The following is a 12,340-nucleotide window of genomic DNA, read 5'->3' on the forward strand; positions in this document are numbered from 1 at the left end:
AGCAATAAAAGCAGCGGCAGTCTTGGACTTTTTTTCGTCCTAGTTCCTCGCTGCTTCTTTCCTTGATAAAATTCATTCTTTTAACGATTACCTGGTCCGAGCGGAAATGCAGACGTCAATCTGGCAAAGTTATCGGCTAAGTTTGCCAACGGCTTCCAGCTATCCACTGCTGTTTTATAATTCCCTGCATAGGCGGCGGAGTCCAGCTGCACACGTTCCACGATTCCAAGTACCAGATGATCCCCGCCCACAGGAATAATTCGATCCAGCTTAAGCTCGAAAGCGATAGGTGCTTCAAGCACCGCCGGCACATCGACGCTCTTACAAGGCTTTGGCGTGACTCCTGCAAGTTCAAACTCATTCTTCTGCGGCCCGACATTGGCGGATGAACGATGCATCGCCTCGCCCAAAGGTTCGGAGACCATATTGATGACATACTCACCGATCTCACGAATATTGGTCAGCGTATCCTTGACTGTACCTTCCCGTTCTCCTACGCCCGGGCCGATAGAAATAAGCAGTGTCGGTGGGTTGCGAGAAGCTACGGTAAAAAAACTAAAGGGCGCCAAATTGAGAACACCATCCTTGCTTTTGGAGGAAACCCATGCAATAGGTCTCGGTACAACCGAACCGATCATTAGCTTGTACATTTCCTGCTCGCTTAAATCGCTTGTAGTAAACTCGTTCGCATCATGCTTTGGCATAGTTATCATCCTTTCTTTGCTGTCCGTCAGCATCTGGAACTCATATAGCACTTCGGCTAGCCTTAAGTATAAACATGTGCCCAATATAAACTAGTACGCACTTTTAGGTGCGTACTTACTTTAAGGAGAGGATTCTGATGATCAAACAGACCCAAACTACGGAAAAACTAAACAACCTGACTCCGTTTGACTATACCTTAACCATTATTGGCGGAAAGTGGAAAATGAAAATCATGTATCAATTAACCTGCCAAAAGGTTACGCGTTACGGAGAGCTTAAGAGGCGCATACCGGAAATCACTCACAAGGTGCTAAGCTCCCAGTTGAAAGAATTGGAAGACAGCGGTATTGTCAAACGGGAAGAGTTCCGACAAACACCTCCAAAGGTGGAATATTCATTAACTCCAAGGGGCAGAACTTTGATGCCAATACTTGAGGAGATGTGCAAATGGGGAGTGCGTAACCAAATGCCTTCGAACTGATTCGGGATTGCTGGAAACAGTATAACGTAACGAAGCCAGGGGTGTAGAGATGATTCAAACCACAGAAAAGCTTGTACATCTATCCCTTACCGTCTGCTGTATTGAGTTCTTTAGCTCGATCGTTTTTCATAGAACAGTAGAAAAATGATTGTTCAAACCTCTTACTGTTTAAGGTAAAATATTATCTAATAATTGCTTTGTAAATTTGAGTAACATCCTAATAGGCGAGAAGGCTAAAAGCAATTTTGAAGCATAGTAACGGGCCCGTCAGCTTCGATGGCCTCTTCTTCTTGTGGAATAATACAGGTGTAGTCAAAATAGGAGGCTGGAATGATTCTCTTCATAGTGAACAGTCTGTCCGGAAACGGACAAGGATTAAAGGTATGGAAACGAATACAACCATTGCTTAAGGAAAAAGGGATCCATTATCGGGTTGAGTTTCCGGATAATCCGGTTCATGCCGTGCAATTGTTACTGAATAATGTGAGAGAAATCGATCAAGTGAAAGCTGTTGCGGTTATAGGAGGCGACGGCACGGTACAAAGTATTGTCGGCGAATTGGCAGGAAGCAATATCCCGTTAGGCATAATTCCAGCAGGATCGGGTAACGATTTTGCCAGGGCTTTAGGGGTACCATTAACTCCCGAAAAAGCACTGGACTATTTATTAACCGGAGCGATCCAAAAAATAGACATAGCACAAAGCGGTAACAAAACTTATACAACCATTGTTGGTATCGGGATTGATGGAAAAATAGCACAAACTGTAAATCGTTCGAGGTATAAAAAATGGTTAAACACGCTCAGATTGGGTCGTCTGGCTTATGTAATAAGCTTGCTTCAGATATTAGCCCGCTATCGACCCCATACGGTAAATATTAAAGTAGACGAAGTGGAAACTATTTTTTCGGACGTATGGCTCATTGCCGTGGCTAATATCCCGAATTACGGTGGAGGAATGAACATTTGTCCCGAGGCTTCGTATACAGATGGGGTATTTGATATTTGTATCGTGCATGGAATTTCCCGTTTTGAAGCGTTACGACTACTTCCGCGAGTATTTCTTGGAAAACATATTTCTCGTCCTGGGATTTCGATGCTTCAGGGGCAAGAAGTTGAAATTTCATCGAGTTCTCCTATGTTGGCTACTGGAGATGGGGAAATAATCGGTGAAACGCCTATCGATATTTCGATTCGTAAAGAAGCAATACATGTCATGTGTCAAGAAAATAGGCGGGTGGGTTGAAAAATTGATGTGAGAAAATAGCTCGGACTATCATATACATCATGCAACGCCGCAAGAACTCATTTGATTCTTCAAAAGAAGAAGTGTATTTGAGACAAATTTTATTAATAAGGTTTTTGGGGAGAAGGATTGGGGAGAGAGAAATCTCTCTCTTTTTAATTTCAAGCAGGAATTAACATCAGATAACAACGAAATAAGTGTAATACTTGGAGAGAGAAGGTGCAACGAGTTGAATACAATAAGTAGGCTTATACGTAAAGATGAGTTAGAGGGTCTGTTAACTCTATATAAGTTTTTGCAGCCAGAAGATCCGGATCTAGCTCGAAACCAGGATTTATTTGATCATTGGAACGACATCTTAAATGATCGGAACATGAACATCATTGTTGTTGAACATGAAGGAATTATCGTTGCATCGTGCGTCTTGGCCATCGTAAAAAACTTAACGAGAAATGCAAGACCGTATGGATTAATTGAAAATGTCATAACACATGAGGAATATCGAAAGAATGGATTTGGACAAATGGTACTAGATAAAGCTATCGAGATAGCAAAGGGAAAGAACTGTTATATAATTATGCTTTTGACGGGAAGAGAAGATGAAGAAGTTCATCGATTTTATGAGAGAGCAGGGTTCGTTAAGGGGAAGAAAACGGGATTTGTTCTAAACATATAGAGTTACTTAAATACAGTTGGAGGAGTAATGTCATGACAAAATTGACTGGTCATCTGCTGTGAAAATAAAAAGGAAGGTGCAGAAGAAATGAAAATTCAACTTTTGAAAATAAAAAAAGAACAAGAAGAACTATTTTTAAATTTGTACAATTTATATTTATACGATTTATCTGAATTTACTGGTGAAGATCCGAAGGATGAAGGGAAATTTGATCCAACGAATACATATTTATATCTTGAACGGAACGAGTTACATCCATTTTTCATCAACTATAATGGTAAAAACATTGGATTTATTCTAGTATGCTCCCCTCCATATGTTTCAGAGGGAGTGGATTATACGATTCAGGAGCTATTCTTATTAAAGAAATATCGAGGGTTGAATTTAGCAGCAGAAGCAGTGAGTTTGGTTCTGGATCAATTCTCAGGAATAATCAGAGTAGATCAATTGGAACGAAATAAGGCCGCGGTTGCATTTTGGAAGAAATATTATAAAAATGAAAATATAGAGTTTGTTGAGCAAGAAGATTTCAGTGAGATTGATGGACTAACAGGGAAGCATAAAACAATTTCACAGGTGTTTTCTTTATGATAAAGTACAACATTTGTTTTATAAGACGAGGTAATGAGATCCTGTTATTGAACCGTAATTACGCACCATGGATGGGCTGTTGGAATGGAATAGGCGGTAAGCTGGATAACAATGAATTGCCAAGAGACTCGATGAGACGTGAAATATATGAAGAGACTAATATTCAAGAATATACATTGCATTTTAAAGGTGTTGTTACTTGGGTAGTTGATGAAAAAATCGTTGGGGGAATGTACCTTTATCTTGCTGAAATTTCTGAACAATACGTATACGACACACCGATAAAAACGGTTGAAGGAATATTAGACTGGAAACCAACGACATGGATTATGGATAAAAACAATGTAGGGATTGCTGCGAACATTCCGGAGTCTCTTGAACTAATCTTGAATGATCCTAATTGTTATGAACATAAATGCAAATATATGGATGGTAAATTAATCGAACATACATCTACTGTAATAGACCCATTAATTGAAACAAGCGAAGGGATTAGAGAAGCATTTCTATCTAAGTATTTGGTCTCATACAATTAAATAATTGACAAACATGACCCGGCCATTGATAAGAGATATCTTAGAGTCGGGTTTCGTTGTAAATACAAGCACTTTTTATAACCTTACGGAAGAGAGGAGTGGAAACTTGAAAGTAACAAGGAATGATTACCTTGATAGTTGAAGATAGCTGGCATTCGATCCAAATACATAATCCCGACATTGTAATTCTGAGATTGCTGTACGGGGAATTGAGAAAGAGTCAAAACAAATTGAATTTAGAGAACGAATTGATAAGCCTGTATTAATACTACGAGGAATGCTGGAAGGTTCCGAAATTGGTGATGAAGATATAAAAAAATATAAGGAATTGATCACTGATTGTGAAATCATAGAATTTTCCGAATCAGGACATGACTTAAGAAGATCAGAGAGAGAAAAGCAAGTGCAGTCTATTCAGAACTTCCTAGAGAAAGTAGGCATTAGTGAAAAAGCTGCAGATCACAATTTTGAAGATGAGAGGCCAGAATATGGATAGCTTTATATACAAAGAAGTGACTAATTTAAATCCTGAAGATCTTTCCGAGTTGCTAGCTCAAAGTACGGCAGAAGGTTTTCGACATATTAATCGATTGATAAATGATTACATTACAGGGATTAATAGATTTCATAACGAAGATGAAGCATTGTTTGAATGTCGCGTACATAACAGGCTCATAGGAGTATGTGGATTGAATAGAGATCCGTATTCTGAAGAAGTAATAGGTAGAGTTAGAAGACTTTATGTTCTGAAGGAATTCCGGAGATATGGTATTGGGAGAAGGCTTACAGAAGAAGTAATAAACACCGCAAAAAGTCATTACCGAAAGCTTGTATTAAAAACGGATAATCCTAATGCGAGTGAATTTTATAAGGCACTCGGATTTAAGGAAGTTATGGATGATGAGAAGGTAACTCATTACTTAGAACTGATAGAATAAATTACTCGAGAAGAAGGTATACCTATGAATCAAGGATTTTCGCACTGCTTACAAATGTTTCCGGTACCCAACCTTAGTAAAACAGCTGAATTTTATGAGGGGATTGGATTTAGGGCTGTTTATTATCTAGAATCAGCTGAGCCTCATGTTTGTCTGTATAGGGATTCCATAGAAATCGTACTAACTAAATCCAAGAATCATGAAATTATTCCGAATCGAATAAGCCATGGTTATGGTTATGATGCATACTTTGTTGCATATGATCAGAAGGAGTTAGAAAAAGAACTAATGAATTTAGGAATTAAGATCGTACGACCATTATCAACTACGGATTATAACAATCGTGAATTTGTATTCGAGGATATTGACGGGCGATGGATCGCAGTTGGGAACAAACTTTTAGAGGATGTATCTCATAGTTAAAGGACTAAATATGACAGTGCGCTTTCTTTTAAAAATAGTTATATTATTTTCATTGTAGGATAAATCGGAGGGGTCGAAGTGAATCCACAATTTATCGAAAACATAAGCGATATTATTTTTATTGAAAGGCAACAACTTTTTACCAGAGCAGATGCGGTTATTTATCATCCAGGCCACTTCCCTGAGTTAAATCAGCTGATATCTAATCTGTTTCATGAAGAAGGGTTTAATCATCTTTTTATCCCAAATGTATACAATAGTTTCTTGCAAGCCAACGAATATGAATACCACACTCCTCTATTAGCTGAGCTTGGTGTACCAGCCGATATCATTCATCCCATAACAGGAGAGTTTAATGATGGATGTGATGTAGTTATGAGGGCGCTTCAGCAACTAGACATAGACATGAGGAATATTTTGTTGGCAGGCAAGGCGTTTTTCTGTAGACGCTTCTTAATCTTGGCAACTCTTCATGATGATTCTAATAAAATATTCGATGTATTGCCGCTGTTGGATCATAGAGGAATTGACAAGGATAACTGGTATAGAACAGATAAAGGGAAAGCAAGAGTTTTTAATGAAATGAAGGTGATCAATAGCATATTGAATGGATAGATATTGATTGTAGATAAGGGCCGAGTCATAGCTATTGAGAACACTAGGGAGGTTTATTTACATAATGTACAAGGTTGTGTTTTTTGATGTTGATGGGACCCTATACAGTGAGATTGATAGAAGTATGCCCCTAAGCACGATAGAAGTCATTAAAAAACTGATTGATAAAGGAATCAAAGTGGTAGTTGCGACAGGCAGACCTTACAATCTCTGCGAAGAGCTTATAGCGATAGGGATTGATACTATCATTTCCGCTAACGGCGCGTTGGTAAAATGTAATGATGAAACGATTTATAAATCAGTGCTGACGACAGAAACGGTTCGGAAAATCACGGACTTTGCTGCCTTGAGCGGTCACGGCATTTCCTATTTTACGGAGCGGTATTCTATGAACGGTATAGGTTCTGATAATGAGCGAATTATGAGTGCCTTACAAGAAACATTGAGTCTTAAAAAGTATCCTGAAAAAATGAGCTCTCTAACAGAACAGGTATATGGGATGTGTTTATATGCAGACGATAGCGAGGCTCAAAAATTCGTAGACAAATTCCCTGCACTCAAGTTCAAGCGATGGCATGGCTATGTGATGAGCATATTTGAAGAAACAGAGGCGTCCAAATCGAATGCCATTAAGCAAGTACTAGAGCACTTCAACATTTCCAGGTCAGAAGCTATCGCTTTTGGTGACGGCGGAAACGACATCGATATGCTGGAATATGTAAGATTGGGGATTGCCATGGGAAACGCTGAGCAAGAGCTCAAACAAAAGGCCGATTTTGTTACCAAAAAGGCAAGTGAAGACGGGATTTCTTACGCTTTACAAAAATTTGGTGTGATATAAACCAAGATTATTGATCTAAGGAGTCGTTTTTTTGAAAATACGCATTGTTGGTCCTTGTGGGAGCGGGAAATCTAGTTTAGCTCGAGCGTTATCTAAGGATTTTAATATCCCATACTATGAGATCGATAATATGATCTGGGATAGAAGTGAGGAAGATCTTAGGTTTCCGGAGGAAGTACGCAACGCAACATTTCTCAAAATAGTGCAGTCTGAGTCATGGATCGTGGAAGGCGCACAATCCAAATGGACAGGCGAAAGCTTCGGACGTGCGGATATCATCTTCATTCTTGTTCCTAACGTCTGGGTGAGAGATTATCGAATAATCAAAAGATTTATCAGATCAAGAACCGGGATTGAAGCATGGAATTATAAACAGTCTTTCAGCAACTTAATAAAAATGATGGTGGAGTGGAATCATCGTTATGACTTGAAAGAGGTATCAGACATGACTGATACCTACTCAAATAAGAGATTTTATATAAAGAACACAAAAGATGCCGTAAAACATATACAAGAATATTTAAATACAGCTCGGGAAGAGAACGATATCGCATAGAATTATCTATCCCAACAAAGTAATAGGGGAGTAATAAGCATTAACTGAAGATGAACCCCAATCTGATCCATATCGTGAAGATTTGTGGGCAGAATTGAACGATTACAGGGAAGTCCCCATTGAAACCTCAATTTTACTTCTTGAAATACTCCACAACCGGTATCTGATTTTACTCAACGGATTAAATACACAAGGATAAGAATAATAAGTGTAGAAAGGGTGGGTTCAATGCTGGAATTTATTACGGAGGTACCAAGAAATAAGCAAATAGGGGGAGTTCATTGCGTCCCGATTCTTGAGAATGGAAATTTGGTGATGGTTTGGGATAGATATGAACAGGTATTAACGACAATTGGGGGCCAACTGGAAAAGAATGAATCATTATTTGATGGCTTGAATAGGGAAGTTATGGAGGAAGCAGGGATAGAATTATCGGATGAAAGAACTCTTTTTGCAAGCTGGTATTGGAAAGAATTTGACGCTTATAGGCTTTATTATTTAGCAAAGGTTAAGAATTTTGTTGAGCTGCCAAAAGGTTATGAAACAACCGGTTATGTCATCATGGATTTTGAAACAGCGATAGACATGATTAAGAAAATCGAAGGTAGAGAAGAACGTATTGAAGTCATTAGAAGAGCAGGGATTATATCAGGCCAACTCGAATCATGAATAAGCCACAGCTTGTTGTCCGACAATTGAAACTCAATATGCAAGGCAATTAATAGATAAACATTTGAAGGTTTTGCCTGCCATTGAGCATCTCGAATATTGGAGCCAGGTCGCAGATATTCATCTGCTGAGCAACCACCGTCATGAATGGCTAGTGGTCTTTTAAAACCGCTTGAACCATACATACAAACGACAACGATCTCTAGTGAGGTTGGTTTTTGCAAACCCGATATCTCGATCTATAATCTCGTTAATTCCCGGAAAAAAGTGGGCCCATCATTTATGTGGATGATCAAGAGAAAAACTTGGATACAGCTAGAAATCTAGGGTGGGTCACTATAATCGCAGATCAGGAAGGCAAGTGGACTGACGGGATAACTAATCTGTTAGAGAAACTTATAAAAAGGAAAAGGAAATTAAAATGAATAACATCTTTCAACGAATTGATTGTAATTTCATACCCGTTTCCAATTTGCAAGAATCCATAGCTTGGTATGTCGATGTTTTTGGATGTACATTTTCTTGGGAAGAGGAAACAGGATATGCTGCTCTGTATGTATCCATACCATCTGAAGGAGTCAATAAAGCACAAGCAATGATCACCCTGGTAGAAGCTGAGGATTTTAACCCTCTCTGTTTTTATAAAAATGGCGAAGAACATCCTTATATGAACTTCTTCACTAAGGATATCGAAAGAGCTCATCAAGTGTTAACCGATAAGGGTTTAAAGGTAGAACCAATTATAGATGAGGGTAATCTTAAATTTTTCAATTTTTTTGAATTCAACGGACATTATATGGGCGTCTGTAGTTTTTGATTAATAAAGATTAAACGAAACCCGGCAGAGAAAAGAAACAAACAATTGCCGGGTTTTGTTATTATTATGTGAGACAGTATAGATTAGGAGGATTTCATTTGCAGAGGGAATCTTTGTTTTTTTGATAGAGCGTCAGTACGCTCCTTATCCGAACACAATTCAACACAATAAAGAATAAAGGTGATATAGATGAAGAGTAATTTGTTTTTAATAAATCCGAGTACAGAAGATGATTCAGCATATGTAGAAGAGAAAATTTGTGAGTTCAATGAATCGAATGTGCCTTTTAAAGGGAAAATCCCATTCCATGAAATCAATAAACATATTAAAGATATCGATGGGAACATCGTAGCAGGAATTAATTGTGTGGACTATTCTTGGAAATGCTTGTTTATTGATGCGTTATGGGTTGATCAAAAATTAAGGCATCAAGGGTTGGGTTCAATGCTATTAAATGATATCGAACAAACAGCCATAAAACATGGAATTGAATTGATACATTTAGAAACCTTTGATTTTCAGGCATTGGATTTTTATCTAAAACATGGATATGAAATTTTTGGTGTGTTGGACAATAACCCTAAGAATCATAAAAGATATTGCTTAAAGAAAACGATAGAAACGGCATGAAAAAGGACAACGCACATAACCAGGAAAGTGACCTCCCAACCGGTTTGGCTAGGCCAGCACAGCGAGCACTCTCCAATGCCGGTATCTCTCGATTGGAACAGGTCGCTAAGCTAAATGAGGTTGAGCTGAAGGGGCTCCATGGCATTGGACCTAAAGCAGTCGAACAGCTTCGTGATGCTCTAGAGGTGAAAGGCCTGAAGTTCTCTGATAACTAAAGGACTAAGCAGGGGAAATCGAAATTTTGAAAGGAGTGATGTGGTATGAGTAAGTCATCCATCCTATTATTAAATGTTAAACAGTTGAGAGTGTTTCAAAGTCAGTTGCATTGTAAATCAGAGTAGAGGAATTTGTTAACAGATTTCTCTATTCAATTAGGAGGAGTCTATTTGATTAGTTTAAGAGAAATTGATCGCTCGAATTGGGAACAATGCATTCATCTCCGTTTAAGAGAAGAGCAAGAACGGTTTATGGCTTCAAATCTCTATTCCATTGCCGAGGTTCAATTTCTACCTGGGTTTATGATGAGAGCCATTTTCCTCGATGATAAGGTAATTGGTTTCCTTATGTTCGGTATCGACCCTGATGATCAGAACTATTGGATTTATCGATTTATGATTGATGAGCATTTTCAGGGTAAGGGCTATGGAAAAGCGGCTATGAATCTGCTAATACAACACATAGAAGGGTCCGATAATCGAACAGAGGTAATTATGATCGGCTATAACCCTGACAATGAAGGTGCAAGAAGATTGTATAAGAGTGCAGGATTTGAAGAGATAGGCGTGGCTCCTTGGGGAGAAGAATTATCCAGATATACCTTTAAGTAGTAGGAGTTAAGGATGGTAATAGCTCTTCAGAGTAGCCATTCGCATAATTAAGCATGGAAAATAGACCGTTACTACCAAGGGCGGTCTATCAAATTCACCGAGAGGACGCCCTCTTCAAGCGACGCATGAGCTAAGGGGGTGGTGAATCGGGGACATCTGTGAAATGCTTGTAACAATTCCTTTCAAATCACTCCCACAATCCAAACATATGTGGTAAATTGAAATAGAACATACGTTTGGTTTCAGGGGGGTGAATGTGTGTCAGAACCAACATATAGAACCTATCAAATTTGGATCAAGCCCGGCCATCGGTTGTATGCGTACGCGGAGCAGATGTGTCAGGACGCCAAGAATTTGTACAATACGACGAACTTTTATATCCGCCAAGTGTTTACGGCACTCAGGCAGGACAAACCTCTTCAACCCTTGCAACAACAAGTCATGGACACGTTACTGGCGAACATCGGATTGATGAACGTACGCCAACTTGAAGCCCATCAGGCGAGACTTCAGAAGCAGCTTCTGAAACCAGCCGACCAGCGGAAGGATTCCCGCTGCCACCTGTTCGAATTGCCGACGAAGGCGTCTCCTTATGTGGATTATCCCTTTCTCGATTGTCTGTTCAAGACGATGGAACAAGCGGATTACCGGGCGCTCCCTGCACAATGCAGTCAGTGGGTTATGAAGCGTGTATTTTCCAATTGGCAATCTTTCTTCGCCAGCATCACGGATTATCGCGTGCGACCTGACAAATACGCCGGAAGACCGCATATTCCCGGCTACGCCCGCACCAAGGTCAAGGAAGTCGTTTTCACCAATCAGGATTGTGAGATCAGGGATCGCAAGTACCTCAAACTCCCAAAGACGAAACAGCGGCTCAATATCGGCAAGCTCGGCTATACAGAGGGAGATTTGAAGCAGGTACGCATCGTTCCGAAATACGGGCAATATGTCGTGGAGCTGGTATTCGCTTGCCCAGTAGAAGCGACGGATGTCGCGAAAGAGAATGCGCTGGCGATTGATTTGGGCATTGATCAGCTTGCAACCATCGTCACAAATACGGGTCATCGACCGGTATGCGTGAAGGGCAAGCCGATGAAAGCAATCAATCAGTATTACAACAAGTTGAAGGCACATTATACTGGGATTCTCCGCCAAGGCAAACAACCGCAGGAAGGTGCATTTTCATCCAAGCGACTAAATCGGCTGCATCTGAAGCGTCATCGGAGGATTAAGGACCTGTTTCACAAGACGAGTCATTATATTGTCAGACTAGCTGCCGAGCAGAAGATCGGGACAATCGTCATCGGATACAATCAGGGATGGAAGGTGGAATCCGATATGGGGCGGAGCAACAATCAGTCGTTCTGTTACATTCCACATCAGATGCTTGTTTCGATGATACGGTATAAAGCCGCAGCACTCGGAATCGAAGTGATTCTCACCGAAGAGGCGTATACGTCGAAGGCCAGTTTCCTGGATCACGACCCATTGCCCAAGTATGAAGAAGGAGTTACAAGGGCCTTCTCGGGCAAGCGGATTCATCGCGGGTTGTATCGAAGTCGGAAGGGCCTGATCCATGCTGATGTGAACGGAGCAGCGAATATCATGCGTAAAGTATTCCCAAAAGCATCCGCCAATGGGATAGCGGGGTTGGTCGGTAGCCAGTCCGTCAACGTGTCAACTCCACTGATGTTAAGCATCCAGTAATAAGCAGAGATGATACATCAGAAACCCCCACTTCAATCGAAGCGTCAGCATAGGTAAGTGGTGGGAGTATTCATTTCATG

The 12,340-nt window shown here is 40.1% G+C and carries 18 protein-coding genes; 17 read left to right on the forward strand and 1 reads right to left on the reverse strand.

Annotation, left to right across the window (positions count from 1 at the left end; all coding sequences use genetic code 11):
- Window positions 1-80: 80 nt before the first annotated feature.
- Entirely contained in the window at window positions 81-704 is a 624-nt protein-coding gene (locus AC2TF5_RS08365; protein ID WP_491301715.1) for a flavin reductase family protein, read from the reverse strand.
- Between the two features lie 137 nt (window positions 705-841).
- Here AC2TF5_RS08365 and AC2TF5_RS08370 point away from each other — a divergent pair, with 137 nt between their 5' ends.
- The 17 genes from AC2TF5_RS08370 to AC2TF5_RS08450 all read left to right on the forward strand — a co-directional run bounded on the left by AC2TF5_RS08370 (window position 842) and on the right by AC2TF5_RS08450 (window position 12,260).
- Window positions 842-1,186 (forward strand): winged helix-turn-helix transcriptional regulator, encoded by a 345-nt coding sequence (locus tag AC2TF5_RS08370; RefSeq protein ID WP_491301716.1) that lies wholly within the window; start codon window positions 842-844, stop codon window positions 1,184-1,186.
- A gap of 330 nt (window positions 1,187-1,516) precedes the next feature.
- Window positions 1,517-2,431 carry a diacylglycerol/lipid kinase family protein gene (locus AC2TF5_RS08375; RefSeq protein WP_491301717.1) on the forward strand — a complete coding sequence of 305 codons (915 nt, stop codon included), beginning with the start codon at window positions 1,517-1,519 and terminating at the stop codon, window positions 2,429-2,431.
- Between the two features lie 229 nt (window positions 2,432-2,660).
- On the forward strand, window positions 2,661-3,107 hold the full coding sequence (locus AC2TF5_RS08380) for a GNAT family N-acetyltransferase (RefSeq protein WP_491301718.1): 447 nt from the start codon (window positions 2,661-2,663) through the stop codon (window positions 3,105-3,107).
- A gap of 87 nt (window positions 3,108-3,194) precedes the next feature.
- A complete protein-coding gene (locus AC2TF5_RS08385; RefSeq protein ID WP_491301719.1) occupies window positions 3,195-3,698 on the forward strand; it encodes a GNAT family N-acetyltransferase in 504 nt (167 codons plus the stop codon).
- Complete coding sequence (locus AC2TF5_RS08390) at window positions 3,695-4,234, forward strand: NUDIX hydrolase (protein ID WP_491301720.1); 540 nt, start codon at window positions 3,695-3,697, stop codon at window positions 4,232-4,234. The genes AC2TF5_RS08385 and AC2TF5_RS08390 overlap by 4 nt, the downstream gene beginning before the upstream one ends.
- 277 nt (window positions 4,235-4,511) lie before the next feature.
- On the forward strand, window positions 4,512-4,730 hold the full coding sequence (locus AC2TF5_RS08395) for a hypothetical protein (protein ID WP_491301721.1): 219 nt from the start codon (window positions 4,512-4,514) through the stop codon (window positions 4,728-4,730).
- A complete protein-coding gene (locus tag AC2TF5_RS08400) occupies window positions 4,723-5,172 on the forward strand; it encodes a GNAT family N-acetyltransferase (protein WP_491301722.1) in 450 nt (149 codons plus the stop codon). Before AC2TF5_RS08395 ends, AC2TF5_RS08400 begins: the two co-directional genes overlap by 8 nt.
- Window positions 5,173-5,196: 24 nt before the next feature.
- Window positions 5,197-5,595, forward strand: a complete 399-nt coding sequence (locus AC2TF5_RS08405; RefSeq protein ID WP_491301723.1) for a VOC family protein — start codon at window positions 5,197-5,199, stop codon at window positions 5,593-5,595.
- Between the two features lie 78 nt (window positions 5,596-5,673).
- Window positions 5,674-6,210 (forward strand): hypothetical protein, encoded by a 537-nt coding sequence (locus AC2TF5_RS08410; RefSeq protein ID WP_491301724.1) that lies wholly within the window; start codon window positions 5,674-5,676, stop codon window positions 6,208-6,210.
- A 64-nt stretch (window positions 6,211-6,274) separates the two neighbouring features.
- A complete protein-coding gene (locus tag AC2TF5_RS08415; protein WP_491301725.1) occupies window positions 6,275-7,051 on the forward strand; it encodes a Cof-type HAD-IIB family hydrolase in 777 nt (258 codons plus the stop codon).
- A 31-nt stretch (window positions 7,052-7,082) separates the two neighbouring features.
- Window positions 7,083-7,607, forward strand: a complete 525-nt coding sequence (locus tag AC2TF5_RS08420; protein ID WP_491301726.1) for a P-loop NTPase family protein — start codon at window positions 7,083-7,085, stop codon at window positions 7,605-7,607.
- Between the two features lie 228 nt (window positions 7,608-7,835).
- Window positions 7,836-8,276 (forward strand): NUDIX hydrolase, encoded by a 441-nt coding sequence (locus tag AC2TF5_RS08425; protein WP_491301727.1) that lies wholly within the window; start codon window positions 7,836-7,838, stop codon window positions 8,274-8,276.
- A 421-nt stretch (window positions 8,277-8,697) separates the two neighbouring features.
- Window positions 8,698-9,093 carry a VOC family protein gene (locus tag AC2TF5_RS08430; RefSeq protein ID WP_491301728.1) on the forward strand — a complete coding sequence of 132 codons (396 nt, stop codon included), beginning with the start codon at window positions 8,698-8,700 and terminating at the stop codon, window positions 9,091-9,093.
- A 189-nt stretch (window positions 9,094-9,282) separates the two neighbouring features.
- The gene (locus tag AC2TF5_RS08435; RefSeq protein WP_491301729.1) at window positions 9,283-9,723 is read left to right on the forward strand and encodes a GNAT family N-acetyltransferase; all 441 of its coding nucleotides are present in this window, start codon (window positions 9,283-9,285) and stop codon (window positions 9,721-9,723) included.
- Window positions 9,720-9,938, forward strand: coding sequence for a helix-hairpin-helix domain-containing protein (locus AC2TF5_RS08440; protein ID WP_491301730.1), 219 nt, complete (start codon window positions 9,720-9,722; stop codon window positions 9,936-9,938). The genes AC2TF5_RS08435 and AC2TF5_RS08440 overlap by 4 nt, the downstream gene beginning before the upstream one ends.
- A gap of 171 nt (window positions 9,939-10,109) precedes the next feature.
- Window positions 10,110-10,550: a GNAT family N-acetyltransferase gene (locus tag AC2TF5_RS08445; protein WP_491301731.1), complete on the forward strand. Its 441-nt coding sequence runs from the start codon at window positions 10,110-10,112 to the stop codon at window positions 10,548-10,550.
- 258 nt (window positions 10,551-10,808) lie between these two features.
- Window positions 10,809-12,260 carry an RNA-guided endonuclease InsQ/TnpB family protein gene (locus AC2TF5_RS08450; RefSeq protein ID WP_491301732.1) on the forward strand — a complete coding sequence of 484 codons (1,452 nt, stop codon included), beginning with the start codon at window positions 10,809-10,811 and terminating at the stop codon, window positions 12,258-12,260.
- Window positions 12,261-12,340: the final 80 nt, after the last annotated feature.

Source organism: Paenibacillus sp. JNUCC 34, from assembly GCF_058269055.1.